Here is a 20,239-nt window from a genome sequence, read left to right on the forward strand (position 1 = left end):
TGGGAGGAAGGATGGGGTGACTCCGTAAAGATTCAGCGTCTAGCTTCCCGCCTTATGCTCAAATCGTACAGATTGTGTACAAGATGAAATAAACAATCAAATTATTAATAATCAAATAGTTAAAAATGATATGGGTAGTAATTTCGTCAGGATAATGCGTGTGATGTAAGCGGTAGGTGCACAATTATTTCAACTAACCCCGGCCTGATACCGGGCTCGGAACTCCGAGGGGGCTAGTCCGTAACGCGCCTTAAAGCTGTTGGAGAAGTAGGAGTGGGAAGCGTAGCCCACTTCGTAGGCTACGGCAGTAACGCTGAGCGAGTCCTCACGCAGCAGATCACAGGCTTTGCGCAGCCGCACGCTCTGGATAAAGTCGGTGATGCTGGTGCCCAGTACGGCTTTCACTTTCCGGTAAAGCTGCATGCGCGAGAAGCCTAGGGCGTGAGCCAGCTCCTCTACCGTCAGGTCGGTGCGGGTGAGGTCGGTTTCGACCTGGGCCGTGAGGGCGGCAATAAACTCCTGATCGGGACTCGGTACTTCTTGGTGAGCTTCGGTGGGCTCCGGCAGGGGCAACAGCTGCCGGCTGAGGTGCTCCCGCTGCAGGGCGCGGTTGGCTAGCAGGGTGCGCACGCTCTCCAGAAGGAAGGCCGGGTTGAAGGGCTTGGTCAGGTACACGTCGGCCCCGGCCTGCACGCCTTCCACCTGCTGCTCGGGGGCGTTGCGGGCTGTGAGCAGTATCACCGGCACATGCGAGGTGCGCCAGTTGGCGCGGAGCCGGGTCACTACCTCCAAACCGCTCAGGCCGGGCATCATCACGTCGCACACTATCAGGTCCGGAATCAGTTCCAGTGCCAGCCGCAGCCCCGCCTTCCCATCGGCGGCCGCCTGCACCCGGAAATGGGGGCTCAGCTTGCGGGCTACAAACTCGTTTACGTCGGCGTTGTCCTCAATCACCAGCACCAGCGCCTCAGCTTCTGCCGTCAGCGCTTCGGTTTCGGTGGCGGGCAGGGCCAGTGGCTCATCCAGCGTCATCTCCAGGGGCTCGGCCGGGTTGGTAGCGCGCAGTTCGGCGGGCAGCTCCCGGGGTAGCGTCACGGTGAAAGTGCTGCCCTGGCCCACCTGGCTGCTGAACGTGAGCTGACCCTGGTGCAGCCGAACCAAGCCCTGAGCCAGGGCTAATCCCATGCCCGAGCCTTTGCCCGTGGCCGGCTGCTCGCCCTGGTAAAACCACTCAAAAATATGGGGGCTATCCTGGGCCCGGATGCCGCGGCCGGTATCAGCTACCAGCACCTGCAGACTGCGGCCTTCCTCGGCGGGCTGTACGCTCACCGTAATCTGCCCGCCGGCGGGGGTGTATTTGAGGGCGTTGGATAAGAGGTTTAGAAATACCTTGTCCAGCACGTTGCGGTCCAGCCAGCCCGGCAGGGTAGGGGCAGTCGGCTGGAAGCTCAGGCCGACCTGCTGCACCCGGGCCGCCGGCTCAAACGCTTCCACCAATTCCCGCACAAACGCTACCAAATCATCGGGGCGGGCCTGTACGGCCATCTTACCCACTTCAATCTTGCGGAAATCGAGCAGCTGGTTTACCAGCTGCAGCAGGCGCTGGGTGCTGCGCCGAATCAGGCCCAGGTCGTGGCGCTGGCTGGGCAGCAGGGCGGCCCCGTTGCGGCCCGTCAGCATTTCCTCCACCGGGCCCATAATCAGGGTAAGCGGGGTACGTAGCTCGTGGGAGAAGTTGGTGAAGAAGCGCAGCTTGGCCTCCGTTTCCACCCGGGCCTGTTCAGCCAGCTCGGCAATCTGGTTGCGCTGCTCCCTGATTTCCTCGTTCTGGGCACTGAGCTGGCGGTTGATGACGTCGTTGGCCGCATTCTGCCGTACCAGCTCTTGGTTGATGGCATCGTTGGCGGCGTTTTGCCGGGCCAGCTCTTGGTTGATGCGCCGGTTGTTGCGGGCGGCCCGCCAGGCGCTGGCTCCCAGTCCCAAAGCGGCCGCCAGGGTAAGTAGCAGCCCATACAGCACCGTGCGTTGGCTGGCATACGTGGCCTGCAACGTGTGCAACAGCTGCTGCTGCTGCTTTATACCTTCCTGCTGACTAGTCAGCTTGGCCGCTTGCTGCTGCAGCGTAAGGGCATTGGTAGAGTCAATGACGATGGTGCCCAGGATATTCTCCCGCTCGTAAGCTTGGTGCTGCAGAATCTTCAGCGCCACCCGAATGGCCTCCTCCCCGCCCGGCGAGTAAAACAACGAGGCGGTACTACGGCCCTGCTGCACCATTTCCAGCCCGTTACCTTTGCCTGCCAGCCCATCTACCCCAATAATGCGGATATCCGGCCGCTTCAGCCGCTGGCATACTTCGTAAGCTCCCTGGGCCATCAGGTCGCTGTGGGCAAAAATCAGCCGGGTTTCAGGATGCTGTTGGAGCAGGCGGGTCAGGGCCGGTTGCAGGGTGGTAGCGCCCCAGTCGCCGGGTACTGTGCCGACCACCTGCATGCGCGGATACTTTTTTAGGGCTTGCGTGAACCCTTGGTGCCGCTCCCTGGAAACGGACGAAGTAGCCGCCGTTATTTCCATCACCTGCCCCCGCTGCTGCAGAAGCTGGGCGGTATACCGGGCAGCGGTGGCCCCCGCGCTGGCATTGTCGCCGCCCACGTAGGCGGCGTAGTGCGGCGAGGTAGTCCGGTTATCCAGCAAAATTACGGGTACCCCACGGCGGTAAGCCTCCTCAACGGAAGGAGACAGGGCATGCGCGTCATTCGGGGCTATGATGAGCACATCGGCCCCGGCGTCCAGCAAGTCATGAATCTGCTGCTGCTGTTGCCGGCTGTTGCTCTGCGCATCTCGGGTCAGCAGTTGAATTTCGGGGTGAAACACCAACTCCCGCTCCATGCCGGCCAGCATGGCCTGCCGCCAGTCACCGGCGCTGACGCTCTGTGAAAAGCCAATGCGGTACGTGGGCGCCGGCGGAGTGGGTGAGCAACCAGCTACCGCGCCTAGTAACCCTAGCAACAGTCCGAAACGGCGCAGATAAACAAGGCGAAGCACGCGGATAACTGAGGTAGAAGGTACGTGGTGGGCCGATACGAACGGGCTGCTTAAGGTACATAATTAGCGAATGGCTTCTGACTATAGCCTGATACGACGGCGTAGCAAGCACCCGGTTCCAAAAAAACGCCCCACCCAAAGACGTTATATTGAGCGGGGCGTTAACCAGAAGGAAAGTCGGAATTGCTTATTTCAGCTTGGCATCAATGGCCTGAATTTTCTGATCCAATGCGGAGGTGTCAGTAGGGCGTTGCGCATTAGTGCTCAGCAAGCTGATTTTCTGATTGAGCAACTGAATCTTTTCGGCCATCAAATCAATTTTGCTGTTCATCTCCGCCAAGCGCGTTTCCATAGCGGCGGGGGTAGCCGGGGCCGGGCGCGGGTCGGTGTAGGTGTTGAACTGCGCATTGGCCGGTACGCTGTTGTCGCCGCGGGCCTGGGCGGCACTACCCGCCGTGGCAAACACAATTTCGCCGGTGGGCCGCACGTAGTCGCCTTCCTTTAGTGTGGTGATTTTGCCGCCAGGCAGCTCCACAATACCACTCTTATAGTTGATTTTGGTGCCGTTGGTCAGGAGCACATTGTGGGCAAGGGGCATGGGCCGGCGGCCCCGCACCTGCACAACCTCTCCATTCTGCATGATGAACCGATCGGTGGGCGTGGTTTCAACGGCACTGGCTACGATAGTTTGGGCGCTGGCCGCCCCCGCTCCGCCCAGCAGCAAGGCAACAAAAGGAATCAGTATCTTTTTCATGGTGATGCGCAGTAGCATGGAGAATGCCTGTACTACGCAGCTCCACTGCATGGCGTTTGCAAACAGGCACCATAATTGCGCCCGACCACTCAGATTTCAATCAGGTCCTCTATTTTCGCAAAAAGAGTCGGAACTGTGTTTGCACATTAAATGTATGTACATATATTTGCAGCGCGTTCCGTTACTTTCTCGCACTACATGAAAATAGAGGACGAAATTAAGCAGCCCACTTTCAAAGATAATTACCAGAAGGCCCTGATTAATCTGGTGTTTACGGCGGGGTGGCTCCAGCAGCAGCAGAGCAGCTTATTTAAAAGCTATGGTCTGACGCTGCCCCAATTCAACATTCTGCGCATTCTGCGGGGGCAGCATCCCAAGCCGGCTACGGTGAACCTGCTTATTGATCGGATGCTGGACAAAACCAGCAACGCCTCGCGCATTGTGGATAAGCTGGAAGCCAAGCAGCTGGTAACCCGCACGGTGTGCCCCAGCAACCGTCGGGCCGTGGACATCCGCATTACTGAAGCCGGCCTCGACCTGCTGCACCAACTGGACCCCGTGCTGGAAACCCAGCGCAACGGTCTCCAAAACCTGACCGATGAGGAAGCGGCCCACCTAAGCGGACTGCTCGATAAAATCCGCAACTGACGGTTTTCAGTTACTCACTTCGCACGTTCATTTTCCCTTTTTCCTGTTTTTTTTAGATCATGAAAAAACTGTTTGTACCAGCTCTGCTGGCTGCTGCCCTGTTTGCTGTTTCGCCTGCTTCGGCCCAGAAAAAAGTGACGCCTGGCTCCGAGAAGGCCGCTTCGCAGTCGTACGCGCTGCAGCCCCAGCTGAGCACCCTGGGCTGGGTTGGTAAGAAGGTAACCGGCCAGCACAACGGCAACGTGCAGTTCAAAGAAGGCACGATACTGGTGCGTGGCAGCCAGATTGTAGGCGGCACGTTTGTGGTTGACATGAACTCGCTGAAAGTGGAGGACATCAAGGAAGCCGAATACAACGCCAAACTGGTAGGCCACCTGCGTTCCGAAGACTTCTTCAGCATCGACAAAAACCCGACCTCCACGTTCAAAATCACCAGCGTAACTCCGCTGAAAGGCGACGCCAACGGCAACAATGCCACCGTAACCGGTGACCTGACCATTAAAGGCATCACCCAGAAAATCTCCTTCCCCGCCAAAGTAGGCGTGAAGGGCGGTGTAGCCTCGGCCAGCGGCACGGCCACCATCGACCGGACCAAGTTTGACATCAAGTACGGCTCGAAGTCGTTCTTCGAGAGCATCGGCGACAAAGCCATCATGGACGAATTCACCATGAGCTTCAACGTAATTGCCAAGAAGTAATTCCTGCCAATTCATAATAAAAAAGCCTGCTGGCAGCTGCCAGCAGGCTTTTTTATGTTTAGTGCCCTATACTACTCTGGCGCTTCAGCATTTGCTGTTGTAGGGTGCCGGCCTGCGCCGCAGTAGGCTGCCGCACGGCAGGAGTCGTGAGTGTGTGCAAATCGAAGCGGAGCCAGTAGCTGCCATCCGCGTAGGTAAATTGGGTATCCTTATTGGCATCGGGGCGCACTTCTACGAGCAGCAGACTGGACCTCGGCAGGATATACCGCCTTTGCAATTGGGTACCATCGGGGGTGAGCTGCCGGAGCTGCTGCCCGCTACGGTCCGATACGAATAAGGCGGTGGCGTCGTCCTGGCGCTGTTCCCCATCGGCGTTGGTATCGGCCTTGATGATGGTGTAGAACAGGAAGGGCCACCGAACATCCGGTTTGCTATCCATATCAATTTCGGAGATGACGAAGCGGCCGTGCGGGAGCAGAGCATGCTCCTGGAGCGAGGTTTTTTGAAAGAACAGCAAATTGAAGCAAGTACCCTCAATCCCATTGTTCTCTTCGTATTCACTTCCGTACGAGCTGCTGGACAACGTACGGCTCTGGGTGGGCTCATCCATGGGTACCACCGAAACCGGCTGATAATAATAGCCGGTGCTGTCAAGATTTACCGGCGTGTTATAATGAACCCGGTACTCACGAGCGGCCCGCTGAACGGCAGCAGAATCGGCGGTTGGGTTGCTGGGAGAAGCCGCCGGGCGGCGCTCAGGGTTTTCGGAGCAGGCTACCAGCCCGCCCAGCAACAAAAGGATCAATAAAACCTTTGTGCACATCGTATATCTGCAGAATTGTTGTCTGCAAGAATACAGCTAATCTGGCAGCTCCAGCTTCCGGGGAAGCTCAAATTTGAGGCTGCGGCTTTTAGTGCGGGCGTGCAGCAACTGCAGAAAGTCATCCAGCTCGGGTTTGTATTCCAGCCACAGGTCTTCGTGCAGATTTTGCAGTACCAGCTGGGCCGTACGGGCCGCTAAGCGGGCCGTGCTGGTGTAGAAGCCCGCGTACACGCTTTCAAACTGCCCGGTGTAATTCTCAAAAATGTGGCGTAGGGTGTAGAGGTTTAGTTCTATTTCCAGGCGCTTATCTTTGGTAATGCGGCGGGCCCGGGCTACCTCTTTGGTGGCTTTGCCCAGGGCTTTGGTGAGGCTACGGTTGAGCAGGCGGCCAGTAGCGCCCACGGCAAACAGCTCATGAATCTGGTCGGAGGCCTGCTCAAATACCGTTTCCGTAGTTACGTCGGGCAGCAGCTCGTAGCAAAGCGTGTCGTATAGCTCGGCGTCGCGGCGGGCCGCGCGTAGCAGCAGCGTCTCCTTTTCTTTATCACTGAGGCGTTTGAGGGCACGCTTAAATTCGGCGGAAGGAACGGGCATGTGCTTGGGCAGAAAGCTCAAAGGTAAATAGCCCCTTGAATACGAGTAGCAGGCGGCCCCGGATATAGCCCGCCATCAGCCCCCGGAAACTACGCGGGAAAAAGAAGTGGGTAATGGCTGCCCAACGCTTAACAAAGCACTGGGTCAGGGAGTTGTACGGAGCGGCTGGCGCGCAATAGATTCACCTTTTTGCCGGTTTTTGCGTAATTTTGCCCTATGAACAGTAACCCGCAAATCGAGTACGACGAGGACGTACTGCTCCTGGAAGAAACCATTGACGTGCGCGACCTGGTGGTGTATAATGACGATATCAACACCTTCGACCACGTTATCAAAACGCTGATGGACGTGTGTGGCCACCAGCCTGAGCAGGCCGAGCAGTGCACCCTGCTGATCCATTACAAAGGCCAGTGCACCGTGAAGCACGGCGGCTACGATGAGCTAGCCAGCATGTGCACGGCCATCCACGACCGGGGCATCTCGGCCGACGTGGTATAGCCGTTTCTCCGCAAAAAAAAAATCTGTCATCCGGCGCTTGCCAAGGACCTATCGGAGCCCATCTGGTGTTATCAGTCGGGCCCTCTGATACCCCGGGCAACCCCCGGATGACAGTTCTTTTTACCACTTCCCGACCTGAATGGAATTTCCCTCCAAATTGATTGAAAACGCCGTTGGCGAGTTGTCGAAGCTGCCGGGCGTGGGCAAAAAAACGGCTCTGCGCCTGGCGCTGCACCTGCTGAAAGCCGAAGCCGATACCACGGCTTCACTGGCCGAAGCACTGGCCAAAATGCGCTTCGAAATCCGCTACTGCGACACCTGCCATAACATTTCCGATACGCCTACCTGCGGCATCTGCGCCAACCACCTGCGTGACCAGAGCACCGTGTGCGTGGTGTCGGACATCCGCGACGTAATTGCCATTGAAAACACGGCCCAGTACCAGGGCATGTACCACGTACTGGGCGGCGTCATTTCTCCCATCGAAGGCATTGGCCCTTCCGACCTGACCATTGATTCCCTGGTAGACCGGGTGACCAAAGAAGGTTCGGAAATCAAGGAAGTTATCCTGGCCATCAGCCCCACTATGGAGGGCGACACCACAGCCTTCTACCTCTCCCGCAAGCTCCGCGACCTGCCCGAAATCAACGTGAGCACTATTGCCCGCGGCATTCCCATGGGCGGGGAGCTGGAATACGCCGACGAAATTACCCTGGGCCGCTCCATTGTGGAGCGCCAGCGCCAAGCCCGGTAGTATTTCAGCTGCAAGTAGCAAGCTACAAGCCGCAAGCCTTTCCGGGCTTGCGGCTTTTCTTGTAAAAGTGGCTCTTCGCAATGGCACCGGGCAGCTTGCCGCTTGTCGCTGACGGCTTACAACCTGAAGCTTGCCGCATGCCGCTGACAGCTTGTAGCTTTTCAACTACCTTTCGGGACCTTTCCGATTCTCGTCTGTGCCGCCCGCTCCCGTTAAGCTTTCCGTCGTCATCGTCAATTACAACGTTTGCTACTTTCTGGAGCAGGCGCTGCTGTCGGTGCGGCGGGCGGTGGAGAAGCTGGGCGCACCGGTAGAGGTGTTCGTGGTGGATAATAACTCCGTGGATGGCTCGGTGGCCATGGTAAAGGCCCGCTTTCCGGAAGTGATTCTGCTCGAAAACCACGACAACCCCGGCTTCAGCAAAGCCAACAACCAAGCCCTACGCCAAGCTACCGGCCAGTACCAACTCCTGCTCAACCCCGATACGGTGGTGGAGGAAGATACCTTCCGGCTGTGCTGCGAGTTTATGGATGCTCATCCCGAAGCCGGTGGTCTGGGGGTGAAGATGCTGGACGGCCAGGGCCGGTTTCTACCCGAGAGCAAGCGGGGGCTGCCCACACCCTGGGTGGCCTTCTACAAGATTTTCGGGCTGGCCCGGCTGTTTCCAAAGTCAAGGCGGTTTGGGCGCTACCACCTGGGCTACCTCAGCCCCGAGCAGACGCACGAAATTCAGGTGCTGAGCGGGGCCTTTATGCTCATGCGCAAAACGGCGCTGGATGCGGTGGGCCTGCTGGATGAGGACTACTTCATGTACGGTGAGGATATTGACCTCTCGTACCGGCTCACGCAGGGCGGCTGGAAGAACTATTACTTCGCCGGCACCCGCATCATCCACTACAAGGGCGAGAGCACCAAGCGCACCAGCGTGAACTATGTGTTCGTGTTCTACCGGGCCATGGTCATTTTTGCGCGCAAGCACTTCGCGCCGGGCAGGGCCGGTATGTTCAGCCTGTTGATTAACGGGGCCATCTGGCTGCGGGCCGTGGCGGCCGTGGCCCAGCGGCTGATAACACAGGCCGCGCCCGTGCTGCTGGACGCCGCCCTCATTTACGCGGGCATGTACTTCCTGAAAAACTATTGGGAAGACAACCACAAATACGTGCCCACGGCCTACCCACCGCAGTTTATGCTGGTGGCCGTGCCCGTGTACATTGCCGTGTGGCTGCTGGCCGCGTTTTTCAGCGGGGCCTACGACCAGCCCACCCGGGCCAGTCGCATTGTGCGGGGCGTGTTTCTGGGCACGGTGCTGATATCGGCGGTTAGTAATTTTCTGGATGCCTGGCGCTTCTCCAAGGCCCTCATTGTGCTGGGCGGGGTCTGGGCCGTGGCGGCCTTGGTGCTGCGGCGCGTGGCAAGCAATTTCCTGCGGTACCGCACTCTTAGTCTGGCCAGTCAGCAGCAGAAAACGGTGGGTATTGTGGGTTCCTGGGAGGAAAGCCAGCGTGTGCGCCACTTGCTGGAGCAGGCGGCCGTGCCGGCCCGCGTAATTGGGTATATCGAACCCCAGGCGGCCGCTCGCCCCAGCACCTCCAACCCCGATGACCTGCTGGGTGAGGTGCGGCAGCTGGAGGATATCATCCGTATCTACGGCCTCAACGAGCTGGTATTCTGTGGCCGCGACCTGCCTGCTAGTCAGATTATTGGGCTGATGGTAGGCCTGCCACACCACCCGCCGGTGGCCTACAAAATTCTGCCCCAGGATAGTGAATACATCATTGGTAGCTCCGGTAAGGATTCACCCGGTGATTATTACACCCTCGATATTACCCTGAACCTGTACCGGCCGCAGCAGGCCCGCACCAAGCGGCTGCTGGCCATGGTGGCTAGTCTGCTGTTACTGGTGCTGGCCCCGGTGCTGTTGTGGGTGCAGCCGCGTAAGGCGGGCTTCCTGCGCAACTGCCTGCGGGTGCTGGCCGGTACCCGTACCTGGGTGGGGCTGCGCTACGCCTCCGGCCCTAGTCGCCAGGCCCGCGCCATCCTCTCGCCAGCCGATGCGGTGCAAACTGGTACCCCGCTTTCCGAAGCTACCCGTCGCCGCTTGGAGCTGCTTTATGCCAAAGACTACGAGCCCTCCACGGATGTGCGCGTGCTGTGGCAGTGCTTCCGCAGCCTGGGGCGGGAAGAGTAGGGGAGAGTACGGGTAAAGTAAGTGTCGTTGTCATTCTGAGCTTGCGAAGGACCTTATCACATTGCAACGATTCGTTCTTGCGTGGCAATGTGATAAGGTCCTTCGCAAGCTCAGGATGACAGTCGTATTCTACTTCTTCCTCACCAAAACCTCCGTACCTTACCCGTACCTTTGTTCCCCACCCATTTCTCGTACCATTCCCCCTGATTTAGATGTCCGCTGACGCTACCACCCTCGCGCCCCTTGTTCTTTCTGACCGCATCAATGCCATGCAGGAGTCGCAGACCATTGCCATGGCCAAAAAGGCCCGGGCGCTGGCCGCCGAAGGTGTGGACGTCATCAGCCTCAGCTTCGGGGAACCGGATTTTCAGACGCCGCAGTACATCAAGGATGCTGCCAAGCAGGCCCTTGACGAGGGCTATACCTTCTACACGCCCGTACCCGGCTACCCGGAGCTGCGGCAGGCCATCTGCGACAAGTTTCAGCGCGACAACCAGCTCAGCTACAAGCCCGAAAATATTGTGGTAAGCACCGGGGCTAAGCAAGCCCTGGCCAACGCCGTGCTGGCTCTGGTAAACCCCGGCGACGAGGTAATTGTGTTTTCGCCCTACTGGGTGAGCTACGAGGAGATGGTGAAGCTGGCCGAGGGAACCACCGTGCAACTGATCGGCTCCCTGGAAAACGACTTTAAGGTGACGGCCCAGGAGCTGGAAGCGGCCATTACGCCCCGCACCAAGCTCATCATGTACTCCTCGCCCTGCAACCCCACCGGGGCCGTGTTCAGCCGCCAGGAGCTGGCCGCCATTGCCGAGGTGGTAGCCCGCCACCCCCAGGTGCACGTGCTGGCCGATGAGATTTATGAGTACATCAACTTTGTGGGCGAGCACGCCAGCCTGGCCCAGTTTGATGAGGTGAAAGACCGGGTAATTACCGTCAACGGCTTCTCCAAGGGCTACGCTATGACGGGCTGGCGCATTGGTTACCTGGCGGCCCGCAAGGAAATTGCCGCCGCCTGCGAGAAGCTGCAAAGCCAGATTACCTCGGCCACCTGCTCTATCACCCAACGGGCCGGCCTGGCCGCGCTGCAGGGTGGCCGCAGCTCAGCCGACGTGATGGTGGAAGCCTACCGCCGCCGCCGCGACATGGTGCTGGAGTTGGTGAAGGATATTCCTGGCTTCCGCACGCCCACGCCCAGCGGCGCGTTCTACATCTTCCCCGACGTAACCGGCTACTTCGGCAAAATCACGCCCACCAGCGAGGTTATCAACTCCGCCGCCGACCTAGCCCTGTACATGCTCAACGACGCCCACGTGGCCGCCGTGGACGGTGGCGCATTCGGCGCGCCCAACTGCATCCGCTTCAGCACTGCTGCCGCCGATGAAAAGCTGCGCGAAGCATTCATCCGCATCAAGAACAGCTTAGCGAAGCTGCAGTAAAGTAGCGCGCAGCAGAGCTGCGCGCTACTACCTACCTTTGCGGCCTCTTACCTTGAACACGCCGTAATGCCTGCTGCCGTTCCCGCTTCGCTGCCCGAGTTATTTGCCGCCTTCAACCACCTCACCGTGCTCATCGTGGGCGACGTGATGATGGATGCCTACGTGTGGGGCAAAGCTGCCCGCCTCTCGCCCGAGGCGCCGGTGCCGGTAGTGAACGTGAGTCGCACCGAAAACCGCCTGGGCGGAGCCGCCAACGTGGCTCTGAATGTGCAGGCTCTGGGCGCCACGCCGCTGCTGTGCGCCGTGATAGGGGAGGACCAGGGTGGCGACCAGCTGCTGGAACTGCTGCACACCACTGGGCTGTCGGCCGACGGTATGGTGCGCTCCGGCCACCGGCCTACCACTGTGAAGCAGCGTATTCTGGCCCAAGGTCAGCAGCTACTGCGCATCGACTCGGAGGTGGAAACCAACCTCAACGCCGAGGAAAACGCCCAGCTCACCGCCCGCTTCGAGGAGCTGCTCAGCCGCGCCGACGTGGTGATTTTTGAGGATTACGACAAGGGTGTGCTGCAGGAAAGCAGCATCCAGCGTTTCATTGAACTGGCCCGGGCGCAAGGAGTGCCTACTGTAGTAGACCCCAAGAAAAAGAATTTCCTGGCCTACCGCGGCTGCACCTTGTTTAAACCCAACCTGAAGGAGCTGCGCGAGGGCCTAAAGCTGGAATTTGACGAAACTGAAGCCGCCCGCCCGCAGTTTGAAGCCGCCGTAAACCGGCTGCGCGAGGTGCTGGCCCCGGAAATTGTGCTGGTAACTCTCTCGGAGCGCGGCGTATTCGTGGAAAACGGCCAGCTCCGGCGCACCTACATTCCCGCCCATCTGCGCACCATCTCCGACGTTTCGGGGGCCGGCGACACGGTAATCAGCATTGCCGCCCTATGCGTGGCATTGGGCCTCACCGCCCCGGCCACAGCCGCCCTGGCCAACCTCGGCGGCGGACTGGTATGCGAGCAGGTGGGCGTGGTACCCATCGAGAAAAGCCTGCTGCTAAAAGAAGCCGAGCGGATAGGACTGGCCTTATAGCCTGTCATTGCGAGCGGAGCGAAGCACCCGAAGCACCCGAAGGACAGCGCAGCTAATCCTTCCTTTTCAGCGCGCCAAACCCTGAAAGGCAAAAAGCCCCTGACGTCTGTGCTGGCGTCAGGGGCTTTTGAATAGGTCAAGGTGGAGAACTTGGTAAAGGACGGATTGCTTCGTCGTTCCTCCTCGCAATGACGGGCTATTTGCGTAGCGTCGCGCTGTACTCTTTCACCGTGTTGATGAACACCTTCACGTTGTCGGGGTTGGTATCGGGATACACGCCGTGGCCAAGGTTGGCAATGTGACGGTGCGGGCCGAACTGGTCGAGCATGGCAATGGTGGCGGCGCGCACCTGTTCGGGCGTGCCGTAGAGGGCACAAGGGTCGAGGTTGCCCTGCAGGGTTTTGTCGCCCACCAGGGGGCGCACCGTGCGCGGGTCCTGGTTCCAGTCGAGGCCGATGGTGCGGCAGGGCAGCTGGGCGAAATCCCCCACGGCCCAGAAGGCTCCCTTGGCAAATACCGTTACGGGTACATCGGCGGGCATGGCCGCGCAGATTTCGGCAATGTAGCGGGTGCTGAATTCCTGGTAGTGGGCGGGCGGCAGGATGCCGGCCCACGAATCAAATACCTGCACCATGTTGGCCCCGGCGGCAATCTGGGCCTGCAGGTAGGTAATGGTGGTATCGGTGATTTTGCGCAGCAGGGCGTGGGCCAGCGCGGGCTCGGCGTAGAGCATGCGGCGGGCCTTGCTGAAGGTTTTGGAGCCGTGGCCCTCCACCATGTAGGCTAGAATCGTCCAGGGCGCCCCGGCAAACCCGATGAGCGGCACCCGGCCGTTGAGGGCGCGCTTGGTTACCCGAATGGCTTCCAAAACGTAGCCCAGATGCTCCTCAGGGTCGGCCACGCGCATGCGCGCCACATCGTGGGCCGTTTTGATGGTTTCGGGGAACAGCGGCCCGCGGGCTTCCACCATCTCGTAGGTGAGACCCATAGCCTCGGGCACCACCAGAATGTCGGAGAAGATGATGGCCGCGTCCACGTCCAGCGCGTCGATGGGCTGAATGGTTACTTCGGCGGCTAGGTCGGGGGTTTCTACCAGCTCTTTGAAGCCGCTGAGGCGGGCGCGCAGGGCGCGGTATTCGGGCAGAATGCGGCCGGCCTGGCGCATGAGCCACACGGGGGTGCGCTCAGTTTCTTCGCCACGGGCGGCCCGGAGGATGAGGTCGTTCTTCAGCATAGGAGGCGCAAAGATACGCCTCTGCTATATGTTGTCAGCGACTAGAATAATCAAATACGTATTCGGTAGGTAACGACTGACTTTTTATCATTTAATAAACCAACGTAGAAGAGGCCAATCCCATCTTTTTGCCCATAACCAGAAGTGTACTGAGCGCACGAAATACCGCGCGCCACCTTTTCAAAAGGTAAGCTGTAGGCAAATGCTGTATCTGTGATGCAGGGTTCAGGCGAAAACTGTGGATTATGAGCCAGATGCTGTTGCAGACGCAGGTATTCCTTGGTTCCAATTTCTACCAGCGCACAGGACTCATAGTCGCCATCCAGAAGCGTTGGGTAAGAACTATCTTTTCGAAGAATGTGGCCTGATGCTGGAAAAGGAAGCAGGGTTATCTGCTCGTATTCTTTTCGGTAGAACTCATCAGGAGGATAAAGTTCTATATAGAGCAAGTAGGACACACAGAAACCTACACCAGCCAGGAAAAGAATACCTGCCCAGTTACTGATGCGCCGTCGAAGCCATCTATATACTGCCCAGCACATGGCTAGGAAAGCCAAGATGAGCAGTACAGGAATGATAACGATGAGAGCCCACATACAAATGCTACTGGCTCAGCCCCGGAAACAGTGACTTGATGGCCGTGGCCAGGAAATTCACACCAATAGCCAGCGTGATAAAGCCCATGATGCGCGCCAGGGCCGACATACCGGGGCGGCCCAAAAACCGCGTCAGGCGCAACGACGACATCAGGATGATATAGGCGGCCAGGGCTACTAGGCAGAAACCCAGCACAATCAGGCCCATATCGGGCACGGTGAGTTTGCCGGTGAACAGGCCGATGCACACGGCCATGGATCCGGGGCCCGAAAGCATGGGCATGGCCAGCGGCGTGAAGCTGATGTCGTCCTTGTGGCGGCTTTCCTCCAGAGTAGCTTCCGATACCTTGGCCCGGTTGCCACCCGGCGTCAGCAAATCGAAGGCGGAACGCATGAGCAGGATGCCGCCCGCAATGCGCAGATGGTGAATGTTGATGCCGAAAAAATTGAGCACGTACTGCCCCGCGAAAAACGACACGGTAAGCACCCCAATCATGTAAATACAGGCTTTCAGGGCCACGTTGGCCCGTTCGGCGGGGCTGTCTTCCTCCGTGAGCGTCAAAAACACGGGCATGGCCCCGAAGGGGTTCACCACAGAAAACAAGGTGGTAAACGTAGCGAGCAGAATCTCCATAAGCTGGGCAAGTGGCGGCAGGTAAAGGTACGAGCCTTTAAGAATCAGCAAACAGAGAAAATGCTATGTTTAATGTCTGAACTATGCTGCAAGGCATGCGTAGAAGCTACGCCTCCCAGCACCCCCTCTGTACTGCTCTCACCACCCTTTCTTTCCCTTCACCCTTGCCCAACTTTACTGTTCTCCCGTGGTGGCTTACCCTGGCGCACGGCCTCACCTTTCTGCTGGCCCTGGCCTCACTGGTTGCCACTGTGTTGCCGCTGCTGCGCCAAACGGCGTGGTGGATTCGGGTATTTGATTTTCCCCGCCTGCAGATTGTGGGCGTTACCCTGGCCGTGATGCTGGCCGGCTTGGCCCTGGGCTGGCCCGATTTGCCGGGGTATTATGGTGTAGGAGTCTTGCTACTACTGGGCATTACGGTCATCTACCAGGCTTTCCGCATTGTGCCCTACACGCGGCTGGTAAGCAAGCAAGTAGGAGATAGTACGCTACCGGATGGGAAGCGCCACCTGAGCCTGGTGATGATGAACGTGCTGCAGTTCAACAAGCAAGGGGCCAAAGCCCTGCAGGTACTGCAGCAGGCCGATGCCGATATCATCATGACCGTGGAAACCGATGAATGGTGGTATCAGCAGCTTAAGCCGCTGGAAGAAACGCACCCCCATACCTGCCACGAGCCCCTCGACAATACCTACGGCCTGCTGTTCTTTTCCCGGCTAAAGCTGGAAAGTTGCGAAATTAAGTACCTGCTTGATGACGACGTGCCCAGCCTGCACACCCGCGTACAGCTGGCCGACGGCCGCACCTGGGTGCGCGTGTACGGCCTGCACCCCAAGCCGCCAGCACCAGCCGAGTCCAAAACCAGCACCAAGCGCGACGCTGAGCTACTGCTGGTAGGCAAGCAGATTGACAAGCGCGACGAGCCCACCATTGTGTTCGGCGACATGAACGACGTGGCCTGGTCGCACACGTCCGAGCTGTTTCGGCGTATCAGCGGGCTTATGGACCCGCGCGTGGGCCGGGGCCTGCTGCCCACTTTCCACGCCGATTACGCCCTGCTGCGCTGGCCCCTCGACCACGTGTTTGTGTCGGCGCACTTCAAGGTAGATGATATGGAGCGCCTGCCTTACGTGGGCTCCGACCATTTTCCCATCTACATCAAGCTCAGCTACGAGCCCCAGGATAAGCAAAAGCAGGAGGAAAACTGCGAGGAAGCCGATGCCGGCGACCATGAAGAAGCCCTCGAAAAAATCCGGGAAGGCTTTGAAGAAGAGGATGAGGAGGAAGCCGAAGAGGCCGCCAACCCCGACGAAAAAAAGGAACTGACTACCTGAGCCTACAACTCCTGGTACAGCCAGGCCATTTGTCGCTGGGCCACAGCATCGGGCAGGAGCTGCATCATCCGGTTGCGCAGGCCAGTTAGCCAGGAGTTTTCCAGTTGCCCCACCCGGCCCAGTTGCCAAGAAGTGCGCACCACCCGGGCCGTGCGGGCCCTACGGCGCTGCTCAAATGCCCGGAACGCTGCGGGTATGTCTTTTGGAGTGGCGCGGAGGCAGTGGGCCAGCACGGCGGCATCTTCCACGGCCATGCCGGCACCCTGGCCCATGTTGGGCGTGGTGGCGTGGGCGGCATCACCGAGCAGCAGTACCCGGCCGTGCGCGAAGTGAGTGAGCGGGGGCAAATCCTGAATATCGTTCCAGAGCAATTGGTGGGCTTCCGTAAGAGCCAGAAGCTGGGGCACCGGCTGCGGTAACGCCTGAAACTCGCGCTGCAAATCAATAGGGGAATAGGCCTGGAACCGTGGGTTGCGGGGCAGGGGGCTATTCAGGCAGGCAAACCAGTATACCTGTCCGTTGCCTACCGGTACGTACCCGAACCGCCGCCCGGCATCTCCCCACACTTCCACCGACTCGCCTGGGGGCAGGTTGAGCTGTTGGGCATTCACTACGGCCCGCCAGCAGGTGTAGCCTGCGTAGCGTGGTGCCGCTGTCGGCCACAGCTGCTGCCGCACCCGGGAGCGAATACCATCGGCCCCAATCAGGGCATCGGCTGAAACCGTGCTGCCATCCGCAAAATGCGCGCTTACGCGTGCTCCCTCCATGCTGAGCCGCTCGAAGGGCGTGCCGGTTTGCACCGTGTCGGGTGGTAGGTGTTGCAGCAACGTACGCTGCAGCGCGGCCCGATGAATTCCTAGGTTGTCAAACCCTGCGGCACGGGTAAATGGCGTAGTATCGACGCGCTGCAGTACCTGGCCGCGTTGGTCGAGGAGGTAAAGCAGCGTTACGGGCGTGCCGTGGGCCTGTACGGCGGCATGCAGTCCTACTTCATGTAAGGCCCGCATGGCATTAGCACCCAGTACCAAGCCGGCCCCTACTTCCCGAATTTCCGGCGCGGCTTCGAGCACCTGCACTGTATGGCCCTGTTGGAGCAGGGCATATGCAGTAGTCAACCCGCCGATACCGGCTCCAATAATCAGAAAATGCGCCATGGGGTATGTGGTAATATGTCTTCGAGCGGCCTCGTCTACTTAATAGTGCAAGGCGGCACTACGCAGGCAGTTGAAATTAGACAATACATTGTTCAGCTGTCATATCCGAGGTTTTCTTGGTAATTACGTGACCTTTTTGCCACCTATATCTTACCAAATTCCTTCATTCTTTTCGCCCCCTTCTATGGCGTTTTCCTCGCAACGTACACGCCTATATTTCGAAAACCCGGTTGGTCGTCTGCTAGAAGTAGGTGACCCGACCAATTGCGCGGTGGTTCAGTACAAACCAGGCAAGCGCAATTTCGAAGAAATGCAGGCTTTTCTCACCCATACCCGCCAGTTGCTCGTCTCCCGCAATTGGTACAAAATCCTCAACGACCAGCGCGACATGATGGCCTTCACGGAGGAGGAGCGCGCTTGGATAGCTGAGCACTGGCTGGATATCCGGCCCGTAGGCACGCCGTTGTACCACGTAGCCGTGCTGCTCTCCCACGATGTTTTCGCCCGCCTCTCTATGAACCTGATGATTAGCGAAACCCGGGAGTCTGGGTTAGTCTACCGGCTCTTTGAAGAAGAGGAACTGGCTAGGCAGTGGCTCCTGCAACTGGCGTAATACCGCAGCAACCGCTGGAAACAAAAAAGCCCCGCAGCAACTTGCTGCGGGGCTTTTTTATTGGCAGTCGGCAATTACTTGCCTACTTCTTCGTAGTCCACGTCGGTCACGTTGTCGTGGCCGGCGCCTTGCTGGCCGTTGCCGCCGGGCTGGCCGGCACCGCCACCGAAGGGGTTGCCACCCTCCGCGCCGGGCTGACCCTCGGGGCCGCTCTGGGCGTACATCTCCTGCGAGGCAGCCTGCCAAGCCGCGTTGATGGCGGCCATGGCCGTATCAATCTGGCCGAGGTCTTTGCTCTCGTGGGCTTTCTTGAGGTCGGCCAGAGCCGTTTCAACGGCCGTTTTGTTGCCGCCGCTCAGCTTATCGCCGTACTCCTGCAGCTGCTTCTCAGTTTGGAAGATCATCGAGTCGGCCTGGTTTACCTTCTCAATTTTCTCCCGCTCCGCTTTGTCAGCTTCGGCGTTGGCCTGGGCTTCCTGACGCATGCGCTCAATGTCAGCATCCGACAGGCCCGAGGATGCCTCGATGCGGATTTTCTGCTCTTTGCCGGTGCCTTTGTCCTTGGCCGTCACGTGCAGAATACCGTTGGCGTCGATGTCGAAGGTTACTTCGATTTGCGGAACGCCGCGGGGTGCGGGCGGAATCGAGTCGAGGTGGAACTTACCGATGGTGCGGTTCTGCGAAGCCAGCGGCCGCTCACCCTGCAACACGTGGATTTCCACGCTGGGCTGGTTGTCGGAGGCCGTCGAGAAGGTTTCCGATTTCTTGGTCGGGATGGTGGTGTTGGCTTCGATGAGCTTGGTCATCACGCCGCCCATCGTCTCGATACCGAGGCTCAGCGGGGTTACGTCGAGCAGCAGTACGTCCTTCACTTCACCGGTCAATACACCGCCCTGGATGGCAGCGCCCACGGCTACTACTTCGTCGGGGTTAACGCCTTTCGAAGGCTTCTTGCCGAAGAACTTCTCAACCTCTTCCTGGATGCGCGGAATGCGGGTCGAACCACCTACCAGAATCACGTCGTTGATGTCCGAGGTGCTCAGGCCAGCGTCCTGCAGGGCTTTCTTCACCGGCTCCATCGAGCGACGGATCAGCGAATCGGCCAGCTGCTCGAACTTGGCGCGGCTCAGCTTCACCACCAAGTGCTTGGGGCCCGAAGCCGTAGCGGTGATGTAGGGCAGGTTAATTTCGGTTTCCGTCGACGACGACAGCTCTACTTTGGCTTTCTCAGCTGCTTCTTTCAGGCGCTGCAGGGCCATAGCGTCCTTACGCAGGTCAAGGCCTTCGTTTTCCGAAGCAAACGTGTCGGCCAGGAAGTTGATGATAACCTGGTCGAAGTCGTCGCCGCCGAGGTGGGTGTCACCGTTGGTGCTCAGTACCTCGAATACGCCGTTGTCCAGCTCCAGAATCGAAATATCGAACGTACCACCGCCGAGGTCATACACGGCTACTTTGTGGTTCGAGTGGTCTTTGTCGAGGCCGTACGCCAGGGCTGCGGCCGTGGGCTCGTTGATGATGCGCTTCACATCGAGGCCGGCAATAGCACCGGCTTCTTTGGTAGCCTGGCGCTGGGCGTCGTTGAAGTAAGCAGGAACCGTAATAACGGCTTCCGTTACGGGCTGGCCGAGGTAGTCTTCGGCGGTCTGCTTCATCTTCTGCAGAACCATGGCCGAAATTTCCTGAGGCGTGTAAGTACGGTCACCGATTTTCACGCCCACCGTGTTGTTGGAGCCGCTGCCCAGGGCATAGGCCACGTGCTTGGCTTCTTCGGACACTTCCGAGAAGTTGCGGCCCATGAAACGCTTAATCGACTGGATGGTGTTGTGGGGGTTGGTAATGGCCTGACGCTTAGCCGGGTCACCTACCTTACGCTCACCTTTACCGTTGTCCAGGAAAGCCACAATCGACGGAGTCGTGCGGCGGCCTTCGCTGTTTGGAATCACCACCGGCTCGTTGCCTTCCATTACGGCCACGCAAGAGTTGGTGGTGCCGAGGTCAATACCAATTATTTTTCCCATTGTTCAGGAGTATCGTTAGGGTGTTGAGGTGTCAGATGGAAAGAGCGCCGAAGCACTCACGCCGGGGTAGTTACAAGACGCGTACCAGCCCGAAAAACGGCCTCTGTTCGTGACAGATTGTCATTTTGGGCGAAGCTGCGC

Annotated in this window: 18 protein-coding genes; 9 read left to right on the top strand and 9 right to left on the bottom strand. The window is 58.8% G+C overall.

Annotated elements, in window-relative coordinates; all coding sequences use genetic code 11:
• Window positions 1-189 precede the first annotated feature (189 nt).
• Together LF252_RS01200 and LF252_RS01205 are read right to left on the bottom strand one after the other, a co-directional pair.
• Complete coding sequence (locus tag LF252_RS01200) at window positions 190-3,042, bottom strand: hybrid sensor histidine kinase/response regulator transcription factor (protein WP_226266443.1); 2,853 nt, start codon at window positions 3,040-3,042, stop codon at window positions 190-192.
• A 187-nt stretch (window positions 3,043-3,229) separates the two neighbouring features.
• A complete protein-coding gene (locus LF252_RS01205) occupies window positions 3,230-3,796 on the bottom strand; it encodes a DUF6799 domain-containing protein (protein WP_226266445.1) in 567 nt (188 codons plus the stop codon).
• Between the two features lie 198 nt (window positions 3,797-3,994).
• Between LF252_RS01205 and LF252_RS01210 the strand changes: the two genes are divergently transcribed.
• Both LF252_RS01210 and LF252_RS01215 read left to right on the top strand, forming a co-directional pair.
• Window positions 3,995-4,444, top strand: a complete 450-nt coding sequence (locus tag LF252_RS01210) for a MarR family winged helix-turn-helix transcriptional regulator (RefSeq protein ID WP_226266447.1) — start codon at window positions 3,995-3,997, stop codon at window positions 4,442-4,444.
• A gap of 59 nt (window positions 4,445-4,503) precedes the next feature.
• The gene (locus LF252_RS01215) at window positions 4,504-5,142 is read left to right on the top strand and encodes a YceI family protein (RefSeq protein ID WP_226266449.1); all 639 of its coding nucleotides are present in this window, start codon (window positions 4,504-4,506) and stop codon (window positions 5,140-5,142) included.
• Between the two features lie 58 nt (window positions 5,143-5,200).
• On the opposite strand, the gene LF252_RS01220 is transcribed toward LF252_RS01215, so the two are convergent.
• Together LF252_RS01220 and LF252_RS01225 are read right to left on the bottom strand one after the other, a co-directional pair.
• Entirely contained in the window at window positions 5,201-5,947 is a 747-nt protein-coding gene (locus LF252_RS01220) for a hypothetical protein (protein ID WP_226266451.1), read from the bottom strand.
• A 54-nt stretch (window positions 5,948-6,001) separates the two neighbouring features.
• A complete protein-coding gene (locus tag LF252_RS01225) occupies window positions 6,002-6,559 on the bottom strand; it encodes a hypothetical protein (RefSeq protein WP_226266453.1) in 558 nt (185 codons plus the stop codon).
• A 216-nt stretch (window positions 6,560-6,775) separates the two neighbouring features.
• On the opposite strand from LF252_RS01225, the gene LF252_RS01230 reads away from it, so the two are divergent.
• The 5 genes from LF252_RS01230 to LF252_RS01250 all read left to right on the top strand — a co-directional run bounded on the left by LF252_RS01230 (window position 6,776) and on the right by LF252_RS01250 (window position 12,515).
• Window positions 6,776-7,057 carry an ATP-dependent Clp protease adaptor ClpS gene (locus tag LF252_RS01230; protein ID WP_226266455.1) on the top strand — a complete coding sequence of 94 codons (282 nt, stop codon included), beginning with the start codon at window positions 6,776-6,778 and terminating at the stop codon, window positions 7,055-7,057.
• A gap of 139 nt (window positions 7,058-7,196) precedes the next feature.
• Window positions 7,197-7,811: a recombination mediator RecR gene (gene recR / locus LF252_RS01235; protein ID WP_226266457.1), complete on the top strand. Its 615-nt coding sequence runs from the start codon at window positions 7,197-7,199 to the stop codon at window positions 7,809-7,811.
• A gap of 196 nt (window positions 7,812-8,007) precedes the next feature.
• Window positions 8,008-9,999 carry a glycosyltransferase family 2 protein gene (locus tag LF252_RS01240; protein WP_226266459.1) on the top strand — a complete coding sequence of 664 codons (1,992 nt, stop codon included), beginning with the start codon at window positions 8,008-8,010 and terminating at the stop codon, window positions 9,997-9,999.
• Between the two features lie 212 nt (window positions 10,000-10,211).
• A complete protein-coding gene (locus tag LF252_RS01245; RefSeq protein ID WP_226266461.1) occupies window positions 10,212-11,435 on the top strand; it encodes a pyridoxal phosphate-dependent aminotransferase in 1,224 nt (407 codons plus the stop codon).
• Between the two features lie 66 nt (window positions 11,436-11,501).
• On the top strand, window positions 11,502-12,515 hold the full coding sequence (locus LF252_RS01250; RefSeq protein WP_226266463.1) for a bifunctional heptose 7-phosphate kinase/heptose 1-phosphate adenyltransferase: 1,014 nt from the start codon (window positions 11,502-11,504) through the stop codon (window positions 12,513-12,515).
• 196 nt (window positions 12,516-12,711) lie between these two features.
• On the opposite strand, the gene hemE is transcribed toward LF252_RS01250, so the two are convergent.
• Genes hemE through LF252_RS01265 form a run of 3 tightly spaced genes read right to left on the bottom strand, consistent with a single transcriptional unit; the run spans window position 12,712 to window position 14,979 of the window.
• Window positions 12,712-13,749, bottom strand: a complete 1,038-nt coding sequence (gene hemE, locus LF252_RS01255; RefSeq protein ID WP_226266465.1) for a uroporphyrinogen decarboxylase — start codon at window positions 13,747-13,749, stop codon at window positions 12,712-12,714.
• A gap of 50 nt (window positions 13,750-13,799) precedes the next feature.
• Window positions 13,800-14,345 carry a hypothetical protein gene (locus LF252_RS01260; protein WP_226266467.1) on the bottom strand — a complete coding sequence of 182 codons (546 nt, stop codon included), beginning with the start codon at window positions 14,343-14,345 and terminating at the stop codon, window positions 13,800-13,802.
• 7 nt (window positions 14,346-14,352) lie between these two features.
• Window positions 14,353-14,979: a MarC family protein gene (locus LF252_RS01265; RefSeq protein WP_226266469.1), complete on the bottom strand. Its 627-nt coding sequence runs from the start codon at window positions 14,977-14,979 to the stop codon at window positions 14,353-14,355.
• A 164-nt stretch (window positions 14,980-15,143) separates the two neighbouring features.
• Between LF252_RS01265 and LF252_RS01270 the strand changes: the two genes are divergently transcribed.
• Entirely contained in the window at window positions 15,144-16,313 is a 1,170-nt protein-coding gene (locus LF252_RS01270) for an endonuclease/exonuclease/phosphatase family protein (RefSeq protein WP_226266471.1), read from the top strand.
• Between the two features lie 2 nt (window positions 16,314-16,315).
• On the opposite strand, the gene LF252_RS01275 is transcribed toward LF252_RS01270, so the two are convergent.
• Entirely contained in the window at window positions 16,316-17,467 is a 1,152-nt protein-coding gene (locus tag LF252_RS01275) for an FAD-dependent oxidoreductase (protein WP_226266473.1), read from the bottom strand.
• 184 nt (window positions 17,468-17,651) lie between these two features.
• On the opposite strand from LF252_RS01275, the gene LF252_RS01280 reads away from it, so the two are divergent.
• Window positions 17,652-18,080: a hypothetical protein gene (locus LF252_RS01280; RefSeq protein ID WP_226266475.1), complete on the top strand. Its 429-nt coding sequence runs from the start codon at window positions 17,652-17,654 to the stop codon at window positions 18,078-18,080.
• Window positions 18,081-18,154: 74 nt separating this feature from the next.
• Here the strand turns inward: LF252_RS01280 and dnaK are convergent, their stop codons facing one another.
• Window positions 18,155-20,098: a molecular chaperone DnaK gene (gene dnaK, locus LF252_RS01285; RefSeq protein ID WP_226266477.1), complete on the bottom strand. Its 1,944-nt coding sequence runs from the start codon at window positions 20,096-20,098 to the stop codon at window positions 18,155-18,157.
• Between the last annotated feature and the right edge of the window lie 141 nt (window positions 20,099-20,239).

Origin of the sequence: Hymenobacter pini (genome assembly GCF_020421205.1) — a bacterium.
In the GTDB taxonomy this organism is placed as follows: domain Bacteria; phylum Bacteroidota; class Bacteroidia; order Cytophagales; family Hymenobacteraceae; genus Hymenobacter; species Hymenobacter pini.

Coding starts and splice junctions, on each gene's coding strand:
- LF252_RS01205 (WP_226266445.1), bottom strand. CDS start 3,796: ATGAAAAAGATACTGATTCCTTTTGTTGCCTTGCTGCTGGGCGGAGCG.
- LF252_RS01210 (WP_226266447.1), top strand. CDS start 3,995: ATGAAAATAGAGGACGAAATTAAGCAGCCCACTTTCAAAGATAATTAC.
- LF252_RS01215 (WP_226266449.1), top strand. CDS start 4,504: ATGAAAAAACTGTTTGTACCAGCTCTGCTGGCTGCTGCCCTGTTTGCT.
- LF252_RS01225 (WP_226266453.1), bottom strand. CDS start 6,559: ATGCCCGTTCCTTCCGCCGAATTTAAGCGTGCCCTCAAACGCCTCAGT.
- LF252_RS01230 (WP_226266455.1), top strand. CDS start 6,776: ATGAACAGTAACCCGCAAATCGAGTACGACGAGGACGTACTGCTCCTG.
- recR (WP_226266457.1), top strand. CDS start 7,197: ATGGAATTTCCCTCCAAATTGATTGAAAACGCCGTTGGCGAGTTGTCG.
- LF252_RS01245 (WP_226266461.1), top strand. CDS start 10,212: ATGTCCGCTGACGCTACCACCCTCGCGCCCCTTGTTCTTTCTGACCGC.
- LF252_RS01250 (WP_226266463.1), top strand. CDS start 11,502: ATGCCTGCTGCCGTTCCCGCTTCGCTGCCCGAGTTATTTGCCGCCTTC.
- hemE (WP_226266465.1), bottom strand. CDS start 13,749: ATGCTGAAGAACGACCTCATCCTCCGGGCCGCCCGTGGCGAAGAAACT.
- LF252_RS01260 (WP_226266467.1), bottom strand. CDS start 14,345: ATGTGGGCTCTCATCGTTATCATTCCTGTACTGCTCATCTTGGCTTTC.
- LF252_RS01265 (WP_226266469.1), bottom strand. CDS start 14,979: ATGGAGATTCTGCTCGCTACGTTTACCACCTTGTTTTCTGTGGTGAAC.
- LF252_RS01275 (WP_226266473.1), bottom strand. CDS start 17,467: ATGGCGCATTTTCTGATTATTGGAGCCGGTATCGGCGGGTTGACTACT.
- LF252_RS01280 (WP_226266475.1), top strand. CDS start 17,652: ATGGCGTTTTCCTCGCAACGTACACGCCTATATTTCGAAAACCCGGTT.
- dnaK (WP_226266477.1), bottom strand. CDS start 20,098: ATGGGAAAAATAATTGGTATTGACCTCGGCACCACCAACTCTTGCGTG.